Source organism: Streptomyces sp. URMC 123, from assembly GCF_051386515.1.
Lineage (GTDB): Bacteria > Actinomycetota > Actinomycetes > Streptomycetales > Streptomycetaceae > Streptomyces.
Genome location: NZ_JBPQTV010000077.1, coordinates 1 through 23,442, shown reverse-complemented (window position 1 = coordinate 23,442; position 23,442 = coordinate 1). Strand labels below are relative to the sequence as shown.

Sequence of the window (23,442 nt, the reverse complement as noted above, 5' to 3'; positions counted from 1 at the left end):
CCACCACCCCGACACCCGCGCCCTCCTCGCCCAGACCGCCCACCTCATCTGAGACACCACACACACCCGTTTCAGGCCCGAAAGGCCCACACCCCCGACCGCGAACTGGCCACCGGAGGGGCCCCTTCGACGGGACGGTGGCCTGGCGCACCCCGCCGCTGCTGCCCGAGGCATGGGTGGACCAAGTCGCGGACAGCGGCCTCATCGTCGCCCCGCTGCCGATCGCCACGGTCCCGAATATGACCGTCGTCGCCAAGCTCCGCGTACAGGCTGGGTAACCAGTGGTCGATGCCAGCTTCAACGGCGGCTCCATCGAGGCCACAGCCTCTGCGAAGGACAACCTCGACCTGCCGGGCCGCTGGGTGGACTGAGAGAACCGCATCCCCGCCCCCGCATGGATCTGCGTTGCCTGGCGCGACAAGCACGGCGGGCGCCACACCGGCGCCCGCACCACGCTGGACATGCTCCTCAAGGGCACCCACACCGAGCCGGCGGGAGGGAGTCCGACTGGCCGACCTGGTGAACCTTCGCCGCCACGACCGCCGACGAGCTGGCAGCCGGGCTCTAGCGGGACGGCCGGTCTACGTCCGGGCCCCTCCAGTGTGCTCGTCGTCTGTCGTGTCTACTCCCGTGGGCGCCGCCTGCCCGGCGGGAGTGGGGCCGGCAGGCGGGAGAGTGTCCTCGTCGTCGGTGTCGGCGGTGTGTGGCAGGGGTGTCACGGGCCGGTACGCGTGGGTGAGTGGATCTTGCATGGGGTCATGTATACACCGGTCGCATGATTCCCCATGCGCGTGCGGCAGTTCGTATCCGGATGCGTTTGCAGAAACGGCGCATTGACAGCGGTGTTCTCCACGAGCAGGCGCTCCCCAAGGCGACCAGCACCAAGATCATTTCTTGAGGTCCGGCCAACGACCTGACAGCATCGGCGCAGCTGTTCCTTCGGATGGTGCGACATTTGCGTCCTCCTTCGGTCACGGCTACACCGGCGACCGGAATTCACAAACGCACGAAAGTGCAACGCGAGTTACACATGCGCGGCGTCCAGGGCTGGGCCGCCCGCGGCGGGCGGTGGTGCACTGGGTAACTACCCGCCCCACCGGCTTTGCAGGGGCGGCGCGCTCCAATTACGTTGATACGCCGACATCGCGACCGTTACGAGCGCCCAGAGGCATTGAACTTCTCGGCGAAGTCCGCAGGCTGAGCGATGCCGGGCTGTAAAACTGCGGGAGGCGGCCCCGCCTGGGTGTACGACTATTGATGGGAAGCGGAGCGGATGAGCACAGCCGAATACGACACTGATGTGATCGTCGTCGGTACGGGTCCGATGGGCGCGACCACTACGTTGGCCCTGGCGACTTACGGTGTCCGCGTCCAGGCGGTGACCCGTTGGAACTGGCTGGCGCCCACGCCTCGATCGCACACCACGAACCAGCGGGCGGTCGAGGTGCTGCGAGACCTCGGGGTCGAGGAGGAAGCCGTCCGGTACGCGACACAGTGGGACCTCATGGGGGACATGACGATCGCGACCAGCTTCGCCGGACCTGAGATTGCCCGATTGCGGCTCTGGGGCACCGGCGATGACCGCCACGGCGACTACGTCCAGGGCAGTCCCTGCCCGATGTTCGATCTCATTCAGCCCCTGATGGAGCAGCTTCTGGTGACAAACGCCGCACGCCGAGGTGCGCAGATATCTCTGAACACCGAGTACCTCGGTCACGAGCAGGACGATGACGCGGTCACCGTCACCCTGAAAGACCTGACCACAGGCACGGTATACACCCGACGAGCCCAATTCCTGGTCGGAGCCGACGGGGCCCGGTCACAGATCGCGGACGAGATCGGACTGGAGATCGTCGGCCACCACGCGCGGGCCGGCCACGTATACGCGGCCTTTACCGCCGATCTCAGCCAGTACGTCGCCCACCGGCCCAGCACCCTGAACTACATCATGAATCCGGCCACGGGCTACGGGGAGATAGGTATGGCTCTCCTCCGGGCGACCCGCCCGTGGGACCAATGGATAGCCGGTTGGGGAATCGATCTGAACGAGGGCGAACCAGATCTTGACCACGGACGTGCCTTGGAGCGGATACGGACCTTGGTTGGAGATCCGGAGCTCCAGGCCGAAATTGAGTGGGTTGCACCGTGGTACGTCAACCAAGCCTGTGCCCTGTCCTACTCCAACGGCCGGGTGTTCTGTGGCGGCGACGCCGTGCACCGCCATCCGCCGTCGAGCGGGCTCGGTTCGAACACATCCATACAGGACGCATTCAATCTGGCATGGAAGCTCGCGTTCGTCGCGAGAGGGTACGCCGGGCGGGGACTGCTCGACTCCTACTCCAAGGAGCGCGTCCCCGTAGGAAAGCAGGTTGTGGCCCGCTCCAACCAGTCCCGTTTCGACTATTCCGCACTGCGAGAGGCGGTCGCTGTCCCCGACTGCGACGATCCCACCGCCGCCAGACTGGAAAAGATCCGCGCCCGGACGCCGGAGGGCGCCAAGACACGCGCGGCGCTGTATGAAGCCTTGAAACTCAAGAGCTACGAGTTCAACGCCCACGGCGTGGAGCTCAACCAGCGGTACGAGTCCTCGGCGGTCCTGCCGGACCCGCGCGCAGGCGAGGAGACGTGGGCACGAGACCCACAGCTGTATTTACAGGCCACCACCCGTCCCGGCGCGAAGATTCCCCACGCCTGGCTGGTCGACGAACGCGGACGCCGTGTGTCCACCCTCGACGTCACCGGCAAGGGCATGTTCACCGTGCTGACGGGCCTGTCCGGGGAGGCATGGGTAAACGCGGCCCGGAAACTCGATCTGCCGTACGTACGCACCGTCGTCGTCGGGGAAGCCGGATATCAGGACCTGTACGGGTACTGGGCCGGGGTCCGCGAGATCGAGGAGGCAGGCGTGCTCCTTGTGCGCCCGGACGGGTATATCGCGTGGCGAATCAGCGAAGCGGTGTACGAGACGGACAAGGCCACCACGCTCTTGCGCCACGCACTGGCCGCGGTGCTCGACCAAGAGGCAATCGCCGCCGCTACGGCATCCGGACCGTGACCCTTGATGCTGATGGTCCGTATGGAGGTGAGAGATCTTCGTCAGAGGTGGACGGGAGTACGCGAGGAACCGTCGTCATCGCATTCCTCAACGTGAGACCGGCTCGAACCTGTCGGATCACATCCCCGAGTGGTGCAGACCCGTTGCCGGAAGCGGCGGGAAACTCCTTGGATGGTTTGTCTCCGCTGTTCAGGAGGCCATGAGGAGGGCCCACGACCTACTCATGGCCCGGCACATGGGGAAGGACGGCAACGGAGCACGACAAGAGTCAGAGGCTGCAATGCCGAAAGGGGAGGCGGTGAGCGCGAACACGAGCAGAGCACGAATACTGCCTGCAGGGTTTGACGACGTGGACCCGGAGGTACTCCGTTCCGACACTGGACTGACGAAGTGGCGGCAGGTCGCCCCCAATGTGCTGCCTGCCAGCCTCGCCGAGATGGACTTCCCGGTAGCGGAGCCGATCCGGGAAGGGCTGCTGCGGATGGTTGGTGGGAGCGCGCTCGGCTACCCGGCCTGGCCCGAAGGCAGTCCCCTACGTGAGGTCTTCGCGCAACGCATGGCGCGGGACTACGACTGGCACTTCTCGCCCAAGGACGTCAGGGAGTTCACCTCGGTCACGCAGGGCGTAAACCTCGCGCTGCACCTTGGCACCGAGCCCGGCGACGCTGTGGTCGTGCACACACCCGTTTACGCTCCCTTCTACGACAGCATCGCCCGGATGAATCGGCGTCTCCTCCCCGTCCCCCTGCGTGATACCGCCCTGGGCTGGGCCTGGGATGCCGATCAGCTCGCCAGCGCCGTGGCCGACCAGCGGGTGCGCGCCCTGCTCCTTGTCAACCCACACAACCCCACCGGGCGAGTATTCAGCCGGGCCGAACTCCTGCGACTGGCCGAACTCGCCGAACGACACAACCTTCTCGTCGTCTCCGACGAGATCTATGCCGACCTGACCCATATGCCGCACCGGCACATCCCGTTCGCCTCACTAGGGCCTGAGATCGCACGACGCACGATCACCGTCACCTCGGCGACCAAGGCGTTCAACCTCGCCGGACTCCGCTGCGCCGTGGGCCACGTGGGTCCGAGCCGGCTACGGGCGGCTCTGGACAACCAGCCCACCGATTTGTACGGAGCTGTCAACGTCATGGGCGCCCACGCTACATTGCTCGCTTGGACTGAGAGCGAGTACTGGCTGGCCGCAGTGCGCGAGCACCTGACCGCGATCCGTGACCGGCTCGCCGCGGCCCTGGCCGAACGGCTGCCGCAGATCCGGCATCATCAGCCCGAGGGTTCCACTCTCGCCTGGCTCGACTGCAGTGCCCTCGGATGGGGTGCTGACCCGGCCAGCCGCTTCCTGGACCAAGGGGCAGTCCAGCTCGGCTCTGGCCTCAGATTCGGTCAGGGTGGTGAAGGCTTCGTGCGTCTCAATTTCGCCACCTCCCGCCCTGTGCTCGACCAGCTTCTCGACCGCATGGTGAGCTGCGTATACGGTCGGGCGAACTCTTAGAGAATCATCGGCCACGGATGCAGCCGGGCCGGGTGGTTGCCGTGGTCGTGGGGGCAAGTTCCAGGAGGGCGCGCCCGGAAGGGAGGTGCCGGTGGCTCGTCACGGTGGCGCCGCAGGCGGTGGCGAGGGCTTCAAAAGTGGGGCGGCTGCGTTCTCTGCCGCCGACGATCACAAGCATCCGCAGGTCCATCGCGGTGACCGGCTCCATACCGGCTGGAAGGGGCGCCGGGTCGGGGATGAGGCGCTCGGAGATCAGGATGCGCCCGTGGGGCCCTGCGGCTTGCACGCAACGGCGGAGTATCCGGGCGGCGTCATGGTCCGGCCAGTCGTGCAGCACGCTGCACAGCAGGTAGACATCGGCATCTGCCGGCAACGGATCGAAGAAGCTGCCGCCGAGAGCATGGGCCCGGTCGGCCACGCCTGCCGCTTTGAAGACGGGTGGGGCGTGCTCGACGACCTGGGGGAGGTCGATCAGCGTGCCGTGCAGGTGGGGATGGGCACGCAGGATTCCGGCGAGCAGTGATCCGGTGCCGCCCCCGACATCGATCACGTGGTGGTCGGTGGACCAGTCGTGGGCGGTGGCGATCTCGGCGGCAAAGGAGGCGGACTGGTGGGCCAGCAGGGCGTCGAAGGAGGTTGACAGGGTGGGTTGGGTGGCAAGGTCGTTCCAGAAGGACTGGCCGTAGCGGCCGGGGTAGGAGGGAGTGCCTGTTCTGACGGCGTCCAGCAAGTCGGTGAAGACTGTGTCCATCCGACCGCCGGCGCCAGTGGCGTCCAGCCAGGCACGCAGCCGCGAGGGGTGGTCGTCGGCGAGCAGGGAGCCCTTCGCAGTGACGGCGAAGAGGCCGGGCTCGCGCTCTTCGAATAGCCCATGATGGGCAAGGTGGTGCAGCAGGCGCTCCAGTGCGTCCGGGTCCGCTCCAGCCCGCTCCGCGAGATCCATGATGCGACGGGGGCTGTCGGCGAGGAGGTCAGCGAGGCGCAGGGCGGCGGCGACGCGGATGGCCCAGGGCGTGATGACGTCGGCCAGCGCGGCCAGGTCCCGCAGCGTGTCTGCTTCGGAAGTGTCTTTCACTGGGCGACCTCCCACCCAACAGAATGAGTTGACGATGCCGTCCGAGGTCGTCTTGCTACAAGACCTTCTCGGCTTGGGCGCAGCGTGTATAGGCCGCAGTGATGTCCTCGATCGCCTCACCGATCTGCCGGGCGGCTGGTTCGGTGACCGGCATGTTCAGCAAGTGGGCCAGGCTCTCACGGGCCGTTGGGGGTACCTGGCCGTGGCCGACCAGCAGGGGCAGCGCCGCCAGGGGATCAGGCCACAGCTCTCCAGCCACAGCCGCAGCCGCCTCTTGCCGCATCTGAGCACCGGCGCACGCCGCCAACGCGACCCAGGCCCGCACCACCGGATCGCTCGCCTGGGCCAGATGACCGGTCACTGCCGCACGTAGTTCCCGGGCCGGCTCGGTGGCCTCGTCCAGGTGCAGGAACTCGGCAGTGTCCGCAAAACCCCATTCCAGCCAGGTGTCCATGGAGAGCAGGCGCCAGTCCTGGGACATCCCGGCCGGCGGCACCACCGCGGACAGACTCGCGGCCAGCTCGTTCACAGCCGCTTCGTCCGCGCCCAGCGGTGTGGGATAGGACAGCACGTACCGGAAGATCCCTGGCAGCCAGGCAGTCTCGGCCGCCGAGAACAACAGAGCCGAACGCAGTACCGACAACGGGTCGTTCTGGTTTCGCGTCCGATGTGCTCGTGAAACGTGGGCCAGGCTGTCCAATTGGTGACGCAGACAGTCAAGCAATGGCTTTTGGCTGGAATGCGCATTCAGCTGGGTGACCGTCTCCCACAACGTCTCTTCAGCCGCCGTTGGCCCACTGCCTTGGTCTGGCCGAATGGCGAAGATTTCCGCGGGGTCCGCGACTGCCGCCTTCTGCCCCCAGTGGAGCAGATGTGCGCACCGCCGGTCCTGGTCAGCGAACAGGGAGGTGACCATGCTCATGGCCGCCGTCCGCTCCTCTGGAGTGAGTTCCACGTCGAACACACTCTCGTCCCCCCTCGTATGCCCGTCTTCCAACGCCAGGTGTTCGTCCCCCCAGTAGACGAGAGCCTGCCCCGTCGCTTCCTCAAACTGGCGCGCGAGCTTGACGGCTTCCACGAAGAAGGCATGGCCGGCGACCTCCATCGACTCCACCACCGGATACCGCAGCCGTGGGTTGCTGGTCGACGCGAGCTGGGCGGCCAGCCGGATGGCCCCCGCACGGTCTGTTTCCGTGTGTGGATGCGCGGTGAGCCAGTACAGACTCTGCCCCGCGGTGAAGCCAGTCAGCGCATCCCAATCGAGCGTCCGCGCATCCCGCAGGAAGAGCCGCGAATGTGTCCCGTCCTCCGCCGCGTGCGTCGACAACACCCGCTGCTGCGGGGTCAGGTTCGTACCGGCTCCGTACGACGTGTGGTAGCGGTTGGCGTCCCGGAATGACAACGCGAATGGCGCACCGAACAACCCCAACCGCAACTTACGCTCAGCCGGAGCGTCGTCAGTCGCGGCCACCCAACGCAGGAAGGGGATCTGCCGGTGGCACTCCCCCAGCGACTCGATAAGGCGCATCACCTGTTTCATGAACCACGACCTCCATCCGTCAACGATCAAAGGGCCGGTTCTGCCACGGGCGCCGCACACCGCATGCCAGCCAGCACCTGGCTCCCAGGAGAGCGGGTGTACCGCCGACACGGAAGCCGATCCAGCAACCGGAAGCGTGAATACGTTGCACAGTTGCGCGCTTGTGAAAGGCGGTGGGGCTTTGTCAGGTTAAGATCCTGTCAGACGAGTTGGGTGCTCTGAGGGTGCGTGGGGCGGGTAGCTGCCAGCCTGGCTACCGGTAGTTCATTGAACTCGTTTGTAGCGGGGATTGCCGGCCGGTCGCGGCCGTCGTACGGACTGAACGCCAGTTGAGCGGCACTTCCGCGACGGCCACGCCGAGACCTGGTGGGCCGCCGACGCACGCCTCGGTGGCTGGCAGCCGCTCGGCCCGTGCCGCCTGGCCGTGGCCACCACCGACCCGGTCGCCGGGTCAACGATCTGCCGGTGGGCCCCAGGACCTTTACCGCCTGGTCTCCCCCTACGACACCGACGCACGCTGGGCGGCCCCAAGCCGAACGCCCTCTCGGCGTATCACCGCTTACCGTGCACGAGGACGGTAGACCCGTTCAAACGCGGTGGTCCTTCACAAGGGAACAAGGTTGCACGGGGAGCCACGAGTCCGCCCTTCCGGGTGCTGTACGGGAAACGCTGTAGGGGATCTCCTGGGTGATACCCGCACCACACCCAGGCTAGGCGATGTCGGGTCGATGGACGCCGGACAGCTGACTGCGGGGCGGCGGGAATCCGCACCGGGAAACGCGAGGCACTCAGCACCTTTGAGAACAACATCATCCTCTCGAAAGGACCGCGATCGATGCCAATCGTTCACAGGGGAAACGAATTCGAACTATCCGCCGAAGAGTACGAAAACCTGTATCGCGAACAGGCCAGGGATGGAACGGGTTCATCCCGCCCAGTCTGGGACATCGGAGGGCCTCAGCCGCTGGTGATCCAGTGGTATCACGAGGGGATGATCACTGGACCGGTCTTAGACGCCGGTTGCGGCCATGGCCACAACAGCCTGTACCTCGCCGAACAGGGTCTGACCGTCGTCGGGTTCGACCGGTCGGAATCCGCCGTGGAGATGGCCCGCGCCATGGCAGGCAGCCGAACCTTCGGGACCGGCAGCGCCACGTTTATCACCGCTGACGCCTTGTCCATAGACCTGGGTGGACAAGGTCCTTTCCAGACCATCCTGGACAGCTGCCTCTACCACTGCCTGACCGAAGCGCAACGACATGCATACATGGCGCAATTGCATAAGCAAGCATGCAGTAACGCCCGGCTCCTGCTCATCTGCTTATCCGACCAAGCGCCCCTGGGGCTACCAGGACCATTCCGCATAAGCCAGAGCAATTTGCACCAAACGCTCGACTCCAGCGGATGGGACATCTCTTCCATCGCCGTCGGCACATATCGGACCCGGTGGACCCGCGAAATCCGAGAAGGTCTGAAACGAACAGCAGAACTCGAACTCTTCGACGCCGCAGCCCCAACGAGTACCGCCGAAGGGGAGGAAGCCCTATTTCCGCTCCCCGTCTGGACGGTCACGGCTGATCGGCGCGACGTGAAGCTTCCCCTTGATCGTGGACGGGAATGTCAACCCTGATGCGATGGAGGAGCGGTGCCTCCCCCTCAGGCCGGGTGCGGACGACGCTGGTGTCCTACTCGCCGAAGAAGCTCGGGCTCTTCCAGGGCCGTGCCCGCCTCACCCCAGTGCCCGGTCGAGGTTGAACGCGGCGCTGATCAGTGCCAGGTGGGTGAAGGCCTGGGGGAAGTTGCCGATCTGTTCGCCGGTGCGGCCGATCTCCTCGGCGAAGAGGCCGAGGTGGTTGCCGTAGGTGAGCATCTTCTCGAAGGCCAGCCGGGCCTCGTCCACCCGGCCGGCGCGGCAGAGCGCCTCGACGTACCAGAAGGAACAGATCGAGAAGGTGCCCTCCTCCCCTCGCAGACCGTCCGGACTGCGCTGCGGGTCGTAGCGGTAGACCAGGGAGTCGGACACCAGGCCCTCCCCCAGGGCATCGAGGGTGGCCAGCCACTTCGGGTCGGTGGGCGAGATGAATTTGGCCAGCGGCATCATCAGGACGGCGGCGTCGAGGACGTCTTCGCCCTCGTGTTGGATGAATGCCCTCCGCTCCGCGGACCAGCCGCGCTCCATGATCCGCCGATAGATCGCATCACGTGCTCGAATCCAGCGCAGCATGTCCGCCGGCAGGCCGCGGTGGCGGGCGATCCGAATCGCCCGCTCGATCGCGACCCAGCACATCAGCTGCGAGTAGAGGAAGCACTGGGCCTGCCCGCGGGTCTCCCAGATGCCTTCGTCCGGCTGGTCCCAGTGGTCGCAGACCCAGTTGACCAGCGCGCCGATGGTGTCCCAGTCGTCGCTGGACAGCGGCTCCCCCCATTTGTCGTAGAGGTAGAGGGAGTCGATGAGGGCTCCGTAGATGTCCAGTTGGAGCTGTGTGACGGCGCGGTTGCCGACACGGACGGGCGACGAGCCCAGATGGCCCTCCAGATGGGGCAGTTCTTCCTCCGGGAGCTCACTTCTGCCATCGATCCCGTACATGATCTGCAGCGGACCCTCGGCCCCGGCACCGACCCCCGTGCCGGGTCCGGACCCGCACCTGGCGCGGATGATCTCGGACAGGAAACCCACGAACGCCTTGGCCTCGTCGGTGAATCCCAGCCGGAGCAGCGCGTAGAGGCAGAACGCGGCGTCCCGCACCCACACATAGCGGTAGTCCCAGTTGCGCTCGCCGCCGATCTGCTCGGGCAGGCTGGTCGTCGGAGCGGCCACGATGGCACCGGTCGGGGCGTACGTGAGGAGTTTGAGGGTGAGCGCGGAACGGTGGACCGTCTCCCGCCACCGTCCCCGGTAGCGGGAGTGCGAGAGCCAGCGGCGCCAGTACCGCACCGTGGCGCCGAACAGCTCCTCCGCCTCCAGGGCCGTGCAGCCCCGCGGCTCCGCCCCGCCGCAGATCCGGTCCAGCGTGAACACCGCCGCCTCGCCCTCCCGCAGCGTGAAGGAGGACCGGGCGTCCGGACCGTCGATCCCGACCGGGACGCTGGAAGTCAGACACAGGCACAGATCCGGGGACGTGAAGACCGTATGGCCGTGCCGGACGCTCACGGTGTGCGTCTGCCGCCCGTAGTCGAAGCGCGGTGCCACCCGGGCGCTGAACGGCAGCGTCCCACGGACGCACAGCACCCGCCGGATCAGACGGTGGCGGTCCGCCTCCCGCGAGTCGTCGACGATCGGCATGAAGTCCTGGACCTCACCGACGCCGTGGTCCGCGAAGAACCGGGTGATCAGGATGTTGGTGTCGGGGAAGTAGAACTGCTTCGTCCGGGCAGGCACGTCCGGGGCGAGCTCGAAGGCCCCGCCGTGGTCGGCGTCCAGGATCGCCGCGAAGACGCTCGGTGCGTCGAAACGCGCGCAGCAGTACCAGTCGATCGTGCCGTTCGTCCCGATGAGCGCAGCCGTACGCATATCGCCGATCAGGCCGTGCTCGGCGATGGGCAGATAGCGGGGCGCGTTCGCCTTGCTGGGGCGGAGGCTCTCGCAGGTCATCCGGCCCTGGCCTCCGCGATCGCCGCCTCGACCTCCACGTCGTCCATACGGCTCATGCCCACCATTGTCGGTCCGCGTCACCGTGCCCGCACCTGACGGCCCACGGCGCCGGTGATCGCTCAGGAAGCGGGGCGTGCGGAGGTCGGCTCCTGGCGGGCGAGGAGCCCGGAGGCGGTCACTTCCGCCGTGCGGCGCACCAGGTCGGTGAAGTCCATCCGCAGGGGGGCCAGCTCCGGGTCGGAGTCGTAGGCGGCCCGCAGCGCCTCCGAGGGGCGGCTGCACGGCCAGGCCGCCATGGCCGTGAGCACGGTCGTCTCCACCAGTTGGGCCGCGCCCTCACTGCCGAGTTCGGGGAGGTGCCACCGGACCAGCTCGATCAGAGCCTGCGTGTTCCGCCAGGCCGCGTGCTTGTGCCGGACGGCGACCTCGGTGGAGATGTTGTGTTCCAGCACCGCGGCCTGCGCGGCGAGCAGGTCGCACAGCACCGGCCGGCCGGCCAGGGAGGCTGCCAGGGTCTGTGCCAGCCGGTCCCCGCGCTCGCGCGGTGTTCCGCCGTCCGGAGGGGAACCGCGCCCCAGTTCGGCGGCCCAGTCCCGCATCTCGGCCTGCAGCAGCTCCAGCAGGACTGCTTCGCGTGACTCGAAGTAGCGCAGCACATTGGATTTGGCCAGCCCTATTCGGCGGCTCAGCTCGTTGAGGCTGAGCTTGGCGACCGGCATCTCGGTCAGCATCGCTGCGGCGGTCGACAGGATCTGCCGCCGCCGTTCGAGTCGCTGCTCATCGCTGCGTGCGCGCTGGAACTTCACCCGCCCATCGTAGCTACCGCCGGTCTCTTAACAAGAGACCGGCGGTCTGTTACAGTCGGAGATATTAGAGACCAGTAGTCTTTTAGGAGGCGGCCGTGTACCAGGTCCCCGATCAACACGGAAAGCTCGCCGTCGTGACGGGCGCGAACAGCGGCACCGGCAAAGAGGCCGCCAGACGCCTGGCCGCGGCCGGAGCCCAGGTGGTGCTCGCCGTGCGCACCCCGGGTAAGGGCGAGCAGGCGCGGGCGGAGATCCGCGCCGCGCACCCCGATGCCCAGGTCGAGGTCCGCCGGCTCGACCTGGCCGACCTGGCGTCGGTCCGCGAATTCGCCGACGATCTGATCGCCGAGGGCAGGCCGCTGGACCTGCTGCTCAACAACGCCGGAGTGGCGAACGTGCCCAGCCGGTTGGAAACGGCGGACGGATTCGAGCTCCAGCTGGGCAGCAACTTCCTGGGCCCGTTCGCGCTCACGGTGAGGCTGCTGCCGCTGCTGCTGTCGGCCCCCGCGCCCCGGGTGGCCACGATGAGCAGCCTCGGCGCCGCCACCGGCCGGATCGACTTCGACGACCTCCAGTCCACCCGCCAGTACAGCCCCACCACGGCATACCACCAGTCCAAACTGGCCGACCTGATGATGACCCTGCACCTGGCGGACATCGCGGCCCAGCGCGACTGGCCGCTGCTGTCGGTCGGCGCGCACCCCGGCAACACCCGCACCAACCTGCTGAACGCGGGACCGACCCTCGGCGGCGGCCGATCCGACCGGTTCACCTCGCTGGCCGCCAGGATCGTGCCCTCCCAGGGCCCGGAGCAAGGCGCGGAACCACTGCTGTACGCGGCAACCAGCCCCGACGCCACGCCCGGTGGCTACTTCGGCCCGCGCTGGCTCCTGACCGGCCCCCCGAACGCCACCCGCCCACCGCGTCGGGCCCAGGACAAGACCGTCGCGGCACGCCTGTGGACCGAAGCCGAACACCTCACCGGCGTCACCGTCGCCGCCCAGCTCTGATCAACCCGCCTGCGAGCCCTCCGCAATCGATCTCCCCGCACACGCGGGCGTCGAGAGGCCGAGGCTTCGTTCACCCGGGACGCTCAGACCGGCGGGGCGGTGAACACTCCGCGGTCGACGTCGTTGAAGGACTCCTTGGCGACCAGTTCGTTCATGGGATTGGCCGTCCCCCACTGGTCGGTGACCTCCGGCTTCGAGAAGTCGTAGACGTGCGGGTGCCAGGTGTCCTCGTCGAGCTCTTCGAGCTCGGTGGTGTACTCGACGGTGTTGCCGTGCGGGTCGAGGAAGTACGTGAAGGTGTTGTCGCCGGCCATGTGCCGGCCGGGACCCCAGATCTTGCGGAATCCGGCGCGCATGACAGGGCCGGAGCCGCGCATGTACTCGTCCAGGCCGCGCATCTCGAAGGAGACGTGGTGGAGTGAGGTGTGCGGGCCCTTGGCAAGGGCCATGGAGTGGTGCTGGCTGCTGATCCGCATGAAGTGCATGACCTCGCCCATGTGCGGGGAGCTGAGGGTGTCGCTCAGCGCGAAGCCGAGGTGCTGCTCGTACCAGGCCCTGGTGCGGTTCAGGTCCGGGGAGTTGAGGACGACGTGGGACAGGCGGACCGGGATGGCCTCCTTCTCCTCGATCCGGCGGTGGTGCCGGGCCTCGACATCGGCGGAGACCTCGATGGTGCGCCCGTCCACGTCGAAGAAGCGGAAGCCGTAACCGCCGCCCGGGGTGGCGACGCGTCCCGGCCGGGAGATCAGCCGGACACCGCCGGCGAGGAGGCGTTCGGCGAGGGTGTCGACGGCGGCCGCGTCGGCGGCGCCGTACGAAACCAGATCGAGACGCTTCTCGTCGGCCTTGCGCAGTCGTACAACGTACTGCTCCGGGGAGCCTTCGGCCGCGAGGAAGGAGATGCCGGAGTCCTCGGCGACCTTGGTCAAGCCCCAGACGCCGGAGTAGAAGTCGAGCTGCTTGTCGTAGTCGGGCACGGCGAGGTCGACGTGCCGCAGATGGGTGAGCAGACGCATGTCAGTCCTTCCGGAGGAGGAGAGCCGTCGCGTTGGCTCCGCGTACGGCGTGAAGTCGGCTTCCGCTCGTCGTCGTGCAAGCGGTCACGGGAGTTCCTTCAGTGCGTCGAATGTGCGGCCCATCAGCCCGGGTAGGTCCGCGTCGCGGACCCCGTCGAGCTGCCACTGGCCGATCCGCACGGAGGCGTCGACGACCATCCGCACCCGCGGCATGCGGCGGTCGCGGTAGGCGGTGAGCGTGCTCTCCAGAGACGCGCCCCTGATGTCGTCGAGGCTGAGCAGTTCGGCGAGAACGGACACGTCCTCCAGCGCCATGGCGGCGCCTTGGGCGAGGGTGGGCGGGCAGGCGTGGGCGGCGTCACCAACGAGCACGACACGGCCGCGATGCCAGGCACCTTCGACCAGATGCCGGTCGAACCAGGTGTAGTTGACCTGCGCCGGGTCGGTGATGGACGCCCGGATCTCGTCCCAGTGGCCGCCGTAGCCCTCGGCGAGACGGCGCATCTCGTCGGCGTACGACGTCGGGTCGATGGATGCCCGGTCGCGGCTCGGTTCGACGAGGAAGGCATAGACGGTGGTGTCGCTGGTGGGGCAGAACCCGGCGATGTAGGCCGGGCCGCCGTACGCGAGATGGGCACGGACGACGCTCGCCGGGCGCGGCGCGGGAACGCGCCAGATCGCCATGCCGGTCGGGGCCGGCTTGTCGGTGACACCGATGAGCTGACGCGTGCGGGAGTTCAGACCGTCGGCGGCCACCACCAGGTCGTACCGGCTGGACGTGCCGTCCGTGAGAGAGACGTCGACACCCGCGGCGTCCTGCGTCAGCGTGTCGATGGCGCAGCCGAGCCGGACCCGGGTGCCCGATGCCCGTACGGCCTCGATGAGGACCCTCTGCAACGCGGGACGCTGCATGCCGACGATGGCCGGAAGGTCGTCGCCTCCCGTGCGCACGTCCTCCTGCGTGACGATCTCGGTGCCGTCGGGGGCGACGATGGTGACACCGTCGCTGCTGAAACCGTGGGCGCTCACCTGCTCCAGGACGCCGATCTCGCGCAGGACGCGCAGGGCGTTGCCCTGAAGGGTGATGCCGGAGCCCGTCGTGGCGTTCCAGTCGGCCTTGGCCTCGACAAGGTCGACGGCGAAACCGGCTCCGCGGAGCAGGACGGCGAGTGCGCTGCCTGCGGTGCCTCCGCCGACTACCAGGACGGTACGGGTGTGGGTCATGTTCGGATTCCTCCCGTGCGAGGGGCCGCGGGGGTCCTCGGGCGGCGACCTGAGGCCGGCTCAGTGCTGTCGAGAGCCTCGGCTGTCGCGCCCTCCGGACCCGTACGGCCGAGGTTCATGCCTGCTCCGCGACACAGCGCGTGCGCTGGATGCCGAGCCCGGTGATCGAGCCCTCCATGACGTCACCGTCCCGCAGCAGCCGGCCCCAGTGCATGCCGTTGCCGGCCGGGCTGCCCGTCAACACCAGGTCGCCGGGCAGGAGCCGAGCCGTCCGGGAGACGTACGAGACCAGGCGCGCGACACCGAAGATCATGTCCTTCGTGGACTCGTCCTGCATGGTCTCGCCGTTCAGCTTCAGCATGACCTGGAGGTCGCCCGGGTCGGCGAGGAACTCGGCCGGGACCAGGTAGGGGCCGAGCGGGGTGAAGCCGGGTGCGTTCTTGGAACGCAGCCAGTCGGTACCGATGGCGGGCATGTCCCGGCGGAAGACGCAGGCACGGTCGGTCAGGTCGTTGGCGATGGTGTAGCCCGCCACGTACGACAGGGCCTCCTCGATCGACACCCGGTGGGCCGGCCTGCCGATGACCACGGCCAGCTCCAGTTCCCAGTCCGGCTCGGCGCACCAGTCGGGCAGGACCACGTCGTCGTACGGACCGGTGATCGCGCTGGGCAGTCCGAGGAACACGTACGGCAGGTCCTCAGCGGCACGCCGGTCCATGATCTCCGCGATCTCGGCCCGCGCCTCGCTCTCCGTGCGCGGGTCGTCGGGCGAACGGTGCGCCATCTCCAGGTCGATGACGTGCTGACGGTAGTTGGCGCCGGACTGGAAGACCTGCCGCGGCTCGACCGGGGCGTGCACGTTCAGCTCGTCGAGCGGTCGCCGGTCCCCCGTTCGGGAGGCGGCGAGATCACGCAGGCGTGGCAGCAGGGTGTCCCAGCGCTCCAGGAGCGCGACCACGGTCAGGTTCGGGGCGCCCAGCGCCGCGCGCAGGTCGAGCACCTCGCCCTCGGGCACCACCAGGCCCGGGTAGGCGGGGGCGCCCGATCCGCGGACGGAGAACGTACCGAGGGCGAAAGGCCCGGAGAAGAGGGGGGAAGATGCCGCGGGTTTCACGAGGATGTCCTCCCGGTCGCGAGTCGTACGCCGATCGCGGCGAGGACGGCACCGGCCAGGCACAGTACGCCGGTGACGAGGGTGGCGGTGTGGACGCCGTTGATGAACGCCTGGCCGCTGCCCTCGACCACCGCGGCCTTGAGCTGCCCGGGCATGTCACCGCCGACGGGTGCGACCCCCATCGCCACCGCGTCCTTGGCCTCGTGCATCCGCTCGGCCATGGGCGCGGGCACGCCGGCGCCGGCCAGTTCCCCGGTCAGGGTGGAGCCGACCCGGCTGCTGATCAGGGAGACGAGTACGGAGGTGCCGAGCGCCCCGCCGACCTGCAGTGCCGTGGCCTGGAGGCCGCCCGCCACGCCGGCGTCCCTGACAGGCGCGTTGCCCACGATCGCGTCGGAGGAGGCGGCCATCACCATGCCGACGCCCAGCCCGAGGGCCATGAGGGGCGGCCACATCGCGGCGTACGAGGAGTGCACGCCCCAGCCGAGCATCGCGAAGGAGGCGGCGGCCTGGAGGACCATGCCGAGCGGCATGGTCAGCCGGGCGCCGAACCTCTCCGTGAGCTTGGCGCCCAGCGGCGAGGCGACGACAGAGGCGAGGCTCAGCGGCAGGGTGCGTACGCCGGCCTCGACGGGAGTGAAGCCGCGCACGTTCTGCAGGTACAGCATCACGAAGAAGATCACACCGAGGAGGACGAAGAAGTTGACCGCGGTGATGACCGTGCCGATGGTCAGCGCGGGGCTGCGGAACAGCCGCATCGGGAGGAGAGGGTGCTCGACCCGCGTCTCGTACCAGCCGAACGCCAGCAGGATCACGATGCCGACGGCGAGCGTGCCCAGCGTCGGGCCGGAACTCCAGCCCCGGGTCTCGCCCTTGACCACCGCGAAGACCACGACGAGCAGGCCGGCCGCGAGCAGGATGACGCCGGGGATGTCGAAGCGCTGATCGCCGGAGGCGTTTTTGCTCTGCGGCAGCGTCAGCGCGCTGAAAACGAGTGCGACGACGCCGATCGGAGCGTTGATGTAGAAGACTGACTCCCAGTTGACGTGCTCGACGAGCAGACCGCCGACGATGGGACCGAGCGCCGTGGACACCGAGGACACCATCGCCCAGATACCCACTGCCATGCCGAACTTCTTCGGCGGGAACACCGCGCGCAGCAGGCCGAGGGTGTTCGGCATCAACAGCGCGCCGAAGAGACCCTGGAGAGCGCGGAAGACGATGACGCCCTCGATCGAGCCCGCCAGGCCGATGGCGACGGAGGCGGCCGTGAAACCCGCCAAACCGATCATGTAGTACGTGCGCCTGCCGAAGCGGTCGCCCAGCTTCCCGCCGAGGATCAGCGCGGCGGCCAGGGCCAGCAGGTAGGAGTTGGTGACCCATTGCAGATCGGCGGTGGACGCGTGCAGGTCCCGGCCGATCTCGGGGTTGGCGATCGAGACGACCGAGCCGTCCAGACCGACCATGAACAGGCCGAAGGCGACCGCGATGAGCGTCAGCCAGGGATTGCCTCGCCGGCCGCGCGGGGCTGCCGGTGGGGAGTGTGCGGGCAGGGGTGAGTGATCCACGACGGTGGAGGGCATGGAAGTGCCTTGCTTCCTTGAAGAGAAAAGGGTGCGGTTACGGGCGCGTGGGCAGTCGCGCGATCGCTGTCAGCCGGTGACAGGGTGAATGTGCCGCGCCAGGCTCCGGAGGGCGCCGAGGGCGGAGCCGAGGGCGTCGAGCTCCCCGTCGGTGAGGGTGTGCAGCGCCTCGGTGACGTACCCGTCCACGAGGGCCGCGACCGCTGTGAGCCGGTGCCGGGCCTCGGCCGTGACGTGCAGGTGCGCCACCCGCTTGTCGGCGGGGTCCTGCCTGCGCTCCAGCAGCCCCAGGCCTGACAGCTGGGTGACCAGCGCGCTCACATTGTTCGGTTTCATGAGCAGCGCCTCGGCGGCCTCGCGCACGGTGATGCCGTCACGTTCCCCGACAAGCCGCAGCAGCGCCAGCTGGCCTTCGGGCAGCTTCGGGTGCGGAAAGTCCTGAGTGAGGCGACGGTCGAGCGCCCGGTGCAGCGCGGGCAGAACCGCCGCGAGCCCGGAGGCGATGCGGTGGGTGTCCTGCTCGGACGCGCTGGTGGGGGACATACGGATATCGTAAGTATGGCCAGATACCTATGTCAACATACCCACTGCGCCGCGGGTGGCGTTGAGGTCGTCGCGGAGGGCTCGGGCGGTGTGGGAGGCGGGGTGGTCCAAGAGCTGAGCGGGGGTGCCGGTGAACAGGAGCCGGCCCCCGTGGCGTCCGCCGTCGGGGCCGAGGTCGATGACGTGGTCGGCGTGCTCGATGACGTCCAGGTCGTGTTCGATGACCAGGAGGGTGTTGCCCGCGTCGACGAAGCGGTCGAGCAGCTTCAGCAGGGTCTGGGTGTCGGACATGTGCAGGCCGGTGGTGGGCTCGTCCAGGATGTAGATCCGGCCGGTCCTGTGGAGTTCGCCGGCGAGCTTGAGGCGCTGGCGTTCGCCGCCGGAGAGGGTGGACAGGGGCTGGCCGAGGGTGAGATAGCCCAGGCCCACCTCGTTCAGCAGGCCGATCTTGCGGGTGAGGGTGCGTTCGGTGAAGAAGGCCGTCGCTTCCTCGGCGGTCAGGGCCAGGACCTCGACGATGTTCTTGCCGCCCAGGGTGTACTGGAGGACTTCGGGGGCGTAGCGGGTGCCGGCGCAGCTTTCGCAGGTGGTGGTGACCGGGTCCATGTAGGCCATGTCGGCGGTGATCTCGCCGCGTCCGTTGCAGGCGGGGCAGGCTCCGGTGGAGTTGAAGCTGAACAGCCCCGGCTGCACGCCGGCCGCGTCGGCGAAGGCCTTGCGGATGGCGTCCATGACGCCGAGGTGGCTGGCGGGTGTGGAGCGGGCGGAGGCGGCGATGCCGGCCTGGCCGACCAGGAGCGCTTCGGGGTGCTGTCGGGCGAGGACGTCGGTGACGAGGGTGGATTTGCCGGAGCCGGCGACGCCGGTGAAGACCGTCAGCACACCGGCGGGCACCCGGAGGGTGAGGTTCTTCAGGTTGTGCAGGTCCGCGTTCTCGATGGTCAGGTGGCCGGTCGGGGCGCGGAAGGACTTCTTCAGGGCGGGGCGGCGGCGCAGGGCGCGGCCTGTGGTGGTGTCGGCGTGGCGCAGTCCGTCGGGGGTGCCCTGGTAGACGACCTGTCCGCCGTGAATGCCGGCGCCGGGGCCGAGGTCGATGACGTGGTCGGCGGCGGCGATGACGTCGCGGTCGTGTTCGACCACCAGGACGGTGTTGCCGCGGTCGCGCAGCCGGCGCAGCAGGGTGTTCATGCGGCCGACGTCGCGGGGGTGCAGCCCGGTGGAGGGCTCGTCGAAGATGTACGTCATGCCGGTCAGGCTGGAGCCGAGGAAGCGGACCATCTTCAGGCGCTGGCTCTCCCCGCCGGAGAGGGTGGAGGTTTCCCGGCCGAGGCTGAGGTAGCCCAGGCCGATGTCGGCCAGGCGGCGCAGCCCGGCGATCGCCTGCCGGGCCAGCGGGGTGCCCAGGGGGTGGTCGACCTCGCCGAGCACGTCGATCAGCTCGGTGACCTCCATGGCCATGTGATCGGTGATGGTCCGCCCGCCCACCTCGGTCTTCAGCGCGGCCTGGTTCAGCCGTGCACCGTGGCAGGTGGAGCAGACGCCCTGGATGGTGAACTCCTCCACCGCCCTGCGGGTACGGGCCGACAGGCCGGAGATGTCCCGTCCGAGGTAGAGCCGCTCGAAGCGCCGGATGAGCCCTTCGTCGCCGGCCGCCGTCGAGCCCGGCTCGCCGTGCAGCAGCCGCTCCCACTCGCCAGTGCTGAAGTCCTTCAGCGGTTTGTCGAGGTCGAAGCGGCCGGTGCGGGTGAACAGGTTCCACTGCACGCCGCCCACGTTGAACATCGGGAACAGCAGCGCTCCGCCGTGCAGCGACCGGGAGGTGTCGAAGAAGCGGTCCAGGTCGGGCTGGACGGTGCGGCCGAGCCCGGCACAGGTCGGGCAGGCCCCCTCGGGCGTGTTGAACGAGTACATCGTGGCCATGCCCGCCGAGGGCTCTCCGCAGCGGGAGAACAGCAGCCGGATGATGGGCGCGATGTCGGTGGCGGTGCCCACGGTGGAACGGGCGTTGGCCCCGATCGGCTTCTGGTCCACGATCACCGCGGTCGACAGATGGTCGATCACATCCGCGTCCGGCCGTTGGTGACGCGGCAGCCGGTTGCGTACGAAGGTGGGGAACGTCTCGTTCAGCTGCCGCTGCGCCTCGACGGCGAGGGTCGCGAACACCAGCGAGGACTTGCCCGATCCCGACACCCCGGTGAACACGGTGATCCGGTTCTTCGGGATGCGCACCGAAACGTCACACAGGTTGTGCTCGCGCGCGCCCTCGATGACGATCTCCGCGGTCGCGGTCGCGGTGGTGCCGGTGGTCGTGCTGGTGCTGGTCATCGTCTTCTTTCGAGGAGGCGGTTCGGCCGGGGGCCCGAGACGACGGGACCGGATGAGCCGGTGCCCTGAGGTGCCGCCTTGCCTGACCGGCGGCGTGACGCGGGCGGCCTGCGACGCCTTTCACGATAGGGATGCTTTAGGACAAAGAAGGTCCTAAAAGGATGGGCATCATGAGGCATGCGTGACTTCCCCGAACCTCCGCCGGAGTGGTGATGCGCTGGGATCACCTGGCCGCCGACGCCCTTGGCGTGTCCGCCGACTTCCGCGACATCACCTTCCACGAGATCACCGCCCGGTCGATGCTCAACCGCATGCGCGGCGCGCCCCGGGGCGGTGTGGCCTGGACGTTCAACCCGTACCGCGGCTGCTCGCACGCCTGCACCTACTGTCTGGCCCGCGACGGCCACGACCACCTCGGTTTGGGCGTCACCACCGGGTTCAGCAGCCAGATCGTCGTCAAGACCAACGCGGCAGCCGTTCTGGAGAGCGAGCTGCGAGGCGGCCGGGCCCGCGGTGACTGGGTGATGATGGGCGTCGCCACCGACTGCTACCAGCGCGCCGAGGGCCGTTACCGGCTGATGCCCGGCATCCTGCGTACGCTGGCCGCTCACCGGATCAGCTTCACCACCGCGACCAAGAGCCCCTTGCTCGCCCGCGACCTCGACCTGTTCGCCGAGGCGGCCGAGCGCGCTCCGATCCTGGTGATGACCTCGCTCGGCTCGCTGGACGACCGGGTGCGCCGGGCCTTCGAGCCGGCCGCCGCCCCGCCCCGCGCCCGCCTGGAACTGGTGCACACGCTCGCCCGCGCCGGCATTCCGGCGGGCGTGCTCCTGGCCCCGATCATCCCGTACATCGGCGACCGCCCCGCCGACCTGGACGCGCTGGTGGACGCCTGCGCGGAGGCCGGGGCGGTCACCGTGTGGCCGGACATCATGCGCATCAGCCCGGCCATCCGGCCCTGGTTCTTCGCCCAGGCCGCCGAGGCCCTTCCCCACCACCTGTACCAGCGGCTGGTGGCCGGCTACGGAACCCGTCGCGGCATGCCCGACGGCTACGTCCGCCGCGTCACCGCCCACATCCACGCCCGCGCCGCCCGGAACGGGCTGCCGGCCTGGCAGGACTACATCCGCGCCCACCCGCCCCACCGGCCACCCGAACAACTACCCCTTCCCCTGACATGACCGGACCGCCGTCACGGCGGGTCAGCGGATGATCTTCACGCCGAAGCGGGTGCCGAGGGCGATGCCGAGGGAAATGTTGACCAGGGTGCGTTCTCGGCCGTCAGGTCGCCCGGGCCGGTCACGGTCCAGGCGGGGGTCCCGGCCAGGGCGTCGATGACGCGGGCGCACCGCTCGGTGTGGGCGGCGCGGGCGTCGTCGAGGTAGTGGTGCCAGCCGGCGTCGGCGCCGTCGAACACCGACTCCCTGTTCGCCCGCAGGAGCTCGGCGTGCTCCCGGCGGCCGCCGGTCAGCGGCTCGACGACCGTGCGCTCGCCGGGGCCGATCGCCGGGTGCAGGATCGCCGCGACGGGCGCCCGCACCCCCACCGGCGCGCTCGGGAAGCGGTCCCGGAACGGCAGCGGGTCCACCGCGAACTTCCCCACCGGCGAGAACGCGTGGCCGTCGGCCGGTACGTAGTCGTCCCCGATGCCGGCGATCTCCTTCAGCCCCGGGTACTTGACGACGGTGCCGTAGCCGAGGTGCGGGTAGTCGGGCCAGCCGGCCGCGACGACCGAGCCGTCCGGCAGTTCGTGCAGTACGGTCTTGTCGCCGCTGAGCACCTGATACCCGAAGTTCTCCACCAGTTCGAGGAGCACGGTGCTCTTGCCGGCCCCCTTCGCCCCGGTGATCAGTACGGCCTCGCCGTCCCGATAGGCGGCGGTGGCGTGCAGCACCACGACGCCGGTGTTCTCCTGGTGCCTCAGCACCAGATCGCGCACCAGCTCGACGAGGTCCATGTGCCCACCCGCCCCGAGCATCACATCGATCGCGCGGGCGGCGCGATCGATGACGAAGCGGCTGCCCGTCCTGGCGCACTCCAGGTACTCACGGCCGTCCACGAGGGCCCGGCGCGCCGGGACGGTGAAGAACGCGCTGGCGCTCCTGCGGAGGTGGACGTCCTCCCACGCGGCCCCCGTCGGAGGCGCGAGGCGCTCGGGGTCGAAGGCGTGGACGCGCAGGGTGGCGACCGGCTCGCGGCCGGTCCCGCCGGACCCGGCTTCCTCGGACCCGGCCTCCTCGGACCCGGTCGCGCCGGACCCCGCCTCCTCCCGGCCGGCCTCCTCCGCCGTCAGATGCGTCGCGAGGAAGGCGAGCGCGCCGTCGATGTCGGCTCCGGGCCCCACCTCCAGGTCGAGCCGGGTCCCGTGGAAGTCCAGCCGCAGCGCGGTGGCGTGAGCGGTCACTGTGGGGCCTCCGGAGCGCGACTGATAACCGTTGGATCTGCCGATCCTGTCCCAACTCCCGGGAGCAGCGCAGTGATCCCCCTCACGGACTTCCCGCGGGCCGCCCCGCTCAGCTGCCCCCGCCCCGTGGCGGGCGCGCCTCCGGATCGCGGTCGGAGGCCGGCCATACGTAGTCGAGATCGGCGGGGACGTCGGGGAAGACCGCCCGGTAGAAGTCGGTGTCCTTGCGGACGAGCGCCGACTGGTGGCTGCGATGGAAGTCGGGGTCGCCGAGCCAGGGCGGGAGCGCCTTCACGAGGGTCAGCTCCTCCTGCGTGCGGACGGGCGCGCCGGGGCTCAGCGCGCGGAAGCCGTCGAGCAGGGAAGCGGCACAGGTGTCGCGGTGGCCCTTCGCCGTCCACACGGCGCAGACCTCCAGGCCGTACCGGACGAGGGCCTCCTCGTAGCCGATCCACATGCGCACCGCGGGGTGCCGGCGCCACCCGTACCCGGGCACGGTCAGCCCGCGCAGCACCTGGAGCGCCTCGACCCGCTGTTTGCCCAGGCGGCGCTGGTCCATGACGCGGGCGCACGCAGTGAAGGACGGATACGGGAGGAACGTCTGCACTCTTCCGTGTCTACCCCGCTGGCCCCTGCCCCGCATCTCCC

Annotated in this window: 18 protein-coding genes; 6 read left to right on the top strand and 12 right to left on the bottom strand. The window is 68.9% G+C overall.

The features are described 5' to 3' along the window. Positions 1-137: 137 nt before the first annotated feature. The 3 genes from ACSNOD_RS12235 to ACSNOD_RS12225 all read left to right on the top strand — a co-directional run bounded on the left by ACSNOD_RS12235 (position 138) and on the right by ACSNOD_RS12225 (position 4,562). The gene (locus tag ACSNOD_RS12235) at positions 138-278 is read left to right on the top strand and encodes a hypothetical protein (protein ID WP_436766892.1); all 141 of its coding nucleotides are present in this window, start codon (positions 138-140) and stop codon (positions 276-278) included. A 995-nt stretch (positions 279-1,273) separates the two neighbouring features. Further along, positions 1,274-3,055: an FAD-dependent monooxygenase gene (locus ACSNOD_RS12230; RefSeq protein ID WP_436766891.1), complete on the top strand. Its 1,782-nt coding sequence runs from the start codon at positions 1,274-1,276 to the stop codon at positions 3,053-3,055. A 349-nt stretch (positions 3,056-3,404) separates the two neighbouring features. After that, positions 3,405-4,562, top strand: a complete 1,158-nt coding sequence (locus tag ACSNOD_RS12225; protein WP_436766890.1) for a MalY/PatB family protein — start codon at positions 3,405-3,407, stop codon at positions 4,560-4,562. A gap of 4 nt (positions 4,563-4,566) precedes the next feature. On the opposite strand, the gene ACSNOD_RS12220 is transcribed toward ACSNOD_RS12225, so the two are convergent. Then, a complete protein-coding gene (locus ACSNOD_RS12220; protein WP_436766889.1) occupies positions 4,567-5,637 on the bottom strand; it encodes a methyltransferase in 1,071 nt (356 codons plus the stop codon). Between the two features lie 55 nt (positions 5,638-5,692). Then, the gene (locus ACSNOD_RS12215) at positions 5,693-7,177 is read right to left on the bottom strand and encodes a hypothetical protein (protein ID WP_436766888.1); all 1,485 of its coding nucleotides are present in this window, start codon (positions 7,175-7,177) and stop codon (positions 5,693-5,695) included. An 835-nt stretch (positions 7,178-8,012) separates the two neighbouring features. Between ACSNOD_RS12215 and ACSNOD_RS12210 the strand changes: the two genes are divergently transcribed. After that, positions 8,013-8,807, top strand: a complete 795-nt coding sequence (locus ACSNOD_RS12210; protein WP_436766887.1) for a class I SAM-dependent methyltransferase — start codon at positions 8,013-8,015, stop codon at positions 8,805-8,807. A gap of 99 nt (positions 8,808-8,906) precedes the next feature. On the opposite strand, the gene ACSNOD_RS12205 is transcribed toward ACSNOD_RS12210, so the two are convergent. Together ACSNOD_RS12205 and ACSNOD_RS12200 are read right to left on the bottom strand one after the other, a co-directional pair. Continuing rightward, on the bottom strand, positions 8,907-10,769 hold the full coding sequence (locus ACSNOD_RS12205; protein ID WP_436766886.1) for a glycoside hydrolase family 15 protein: 1,863 nt from the start codon (positions 10,767-10,769) through the stop codon (positions 8,907-8,909). A gap of 119 nt (positions 10,770-10,888) precedes the next feature. Beyond that, positions 10,889-11,575, bottom strand: coding sequence for a TetR family transcriptional regulator (locus tag ACSNOD_RS12200; RefSeq protein WP_436766885.1), 687 nt, complete (start codon positions 11,573-11,575; stop codon positions 10,889-10,891). A gap of 95 nt (positions 11,576-11,670) precedes the next feature. Between ACSNOD_RS12200 and ACSNOD_RS12195 the strand changes: the two genes are divergently transcribed. After that, on the top strand, positions 11,671-12,585 hold the full coding sequence (locus ACSNOD_RS12195; RefSeq protein ID WP_436766884.1) for an SDR family oxidoreductase: 915 nt from the start codon (positions 11,671-11,673) through the stop codon (positions 12,583-12,585). An 83-nt stretch (positions 12,586-12,668) separates the two neighbouring features. On the opposite strand, the gene ACSNOD_RS12190 is transcribed toward ACSNOD_RS12195, so the two are convergent. The 6 genes from ACSNOD_RS12190 to ACSNOD_RS12165 form a co-directional block, all read right to left on the bottom strand. Next, on the bottom strand, positions 12,669-13,601 hold the full coding sequence (locus tag ACSNOD_RS12190; RefSeq protein ID WP_436766883.1) for a VOC family protein: 933 nt from the start codon (positions 13,599-13,601) through the stop codon (positions 12,669-12,671). 84 nt (positions 13,602-13,685) lie between these two features. After that, the gene (locus tag ACSNOD_RS12185) at positions 13,686-14,825 is read right to left on the bottom strand and encodes an FAD-dependent oxidoreductase (RefSeq protein ID WP_436766882.1); all 1,140 of its coding nucleotides are present in this window, start codon (positions 14,823-14,825) and stop codon (positions 13,686-13,688) included. 115 nt (positions 14,826-14,940) lie between these two features. After that, the gene (locus ACSNOD_RS12180; RefSeq protein ID WP_436766881.1) at positions 14,941-15,939 is read right to left on the bottom strand and encodes a fumarylacetoacetate hydrolase family protein; all 999 of its coding nucleotides are present in this window, start codon (positions 15,937-15,939) and stop codon (positions 14,941-14,943) included. Further along, positions 15,936-17,522, bottom strand: coding sequence for an MFS transporter (locus ACSNOD_RS12175; RefSeq protein ID WP_436766880.1), 1,587 nt, complete (start codon positions 17,520-17,522; stop codon positions 15,936-15,938). Before ACSNOD_RS12175 ends, ACSNOD_RS12180 begins: the two co-directional genes overlap by 4 nt. 69 nt (positions 17,523-17,591) lie before the next feature. Next, on the bottom strand, positions 17,592-18,065 hold the full coding sequence (locus ACSNOD_RS12170) for a MarR family winged helix-turn-helix transcriptional regulator (RefSeq protein WP_436766879.1): 474 nt from the start codon (positions 18,063-18,065) through the stop codon (positions 17,592-17,594). 27 nt (positions 18,066-18,092) lie between these two features. Further along, on the bottom strand, positions 18,093-20,390 hold the full coding sequence (locus ACSNOD_RS12165) for an ATP-binding cassette domain-containing protein (RefSeq protein ID WP_436766878.1): 2,298 nt from the start codon (positions 20,388-20,390) through the stop codon (positions 18,093-18,095). Between the two features lie 212 nt (positions 20,391-20,602). Between ACSNOD_RS12165 and ACSNOD_RS12160 the strand changes: the two genes are divergently transcribed. Then, a complete protein-coding gene (locus ACSNOD_RS12160) occupies positions 20,603-21,571 on the top strand; it encodes a radical SAM protein (protein WP_436766877.1) in 969 nt (322 codons plus the stop codon). Between the two features lie 35 nt (positions 21,572-21,606). On the opposite strand, the gene ACSNOD_RS12155 is transcribed toward ACSNOD_RS12160, so the two are convergent. Both ACSNOD_RS12155 and ACSNOD_RS12150 read right to left on the bottom strand, forming a co-directional pair. Further along, the gene (locus tag ACSNOD_RS12155; protein ID WP_436766876.1) at positions 21,607-22,794 is read right to left on the bottom strand and encodes a hypothetical protein; all 1,188 of its coding nucleotides are present in this window, start codon (positions 22,792-22,794) and stop codon (positions 21,607-21,609) included. 109 nt (positions 22,795-22,903) lie between these two features. Continuing rightward, complete coding sequence (locus ACSNOD_RS12150; protein WP_436766875.1) at positions 22,904-23,401, bottom strand: MSMEG_6728 family protein; 498 nt, start codon at positions 23,399-23,401, stop codon at positions 22,904-22,906. Positions 23,402-23,442: the final 41 nt, after the last annotated feature.

Coding starts and splice junctions, on each gene's coding strand:
- ACSNOD_RS12230 (WP_436766891.1), top strand. CDS start 1,274: ATGAGCACAGCCGAATACGACACTGATGTGATCGTCGTCGGTACGGGT.
- ACSNOD_RS12215 (WP_436766888.1), bottom strand. CDS start 7,177: ATGAAACAGGTGATGCGCCTTATCGAGTCGCTGGGGGAGTGCCACCGG.
- ACSNOD_RS12210 (WP_436766887.1), top strand. CDS start 8,013: ATGCCAATCGTTCACAGGGGAAACGAATTCGAACTATCCGCCGAAGAG.
- ACSNOD_RS12205 (WP_436766886.1), bottom strand. CDS start 10,769: ATGACCTGCGAGAGCCTCCGCCCCAGCAAGGCGAACGCGCCCCGCTAT.
- ACSNOD_RS12190 (WP_436766883.1), bottom strand. CDS start 13,601: ATGCGTCTGCTCACCCATCTGCGGCACGTCGACCTCGCCGTGCCCGAC.
- ACSNOD_RS12185 (WP_436766882.1), bottom strand. CDS start 14,825: ATGACCCACACCCGTACCGTCCTGGTAGTCGGCGGAGGCACCGCAGGC.
- ACSNOD_RS12175 (WP_436766880.1), bottom strand. CDS start 17,522: ATGCCCTCCACCGTCGTGGATCACTCACCCCTGCCCGCACACTCCCCA.
- ACSNOD_RS12170 (WP_436766879.1), bottom strand. CDS start 18,065: ATGTCCCCCACCAGCGCGTCCGAGCAGGACACCCACCGCATCGCCTCC.
- ACSNOD_RS12165 (WP_436766878.1), bottom strand. CDS start 20,390: ATGACCAGCACCAGCACGACCACCGGCACCACCGCGACCGCGACCGCG.
- ACSNOD_RS12160 (WP_436766877.1), top strand. CDS start 20,603: ATGCGCTGGGATCACCTGGCCGCCGACGCCCTTGGCGTGTCCGCCGAC.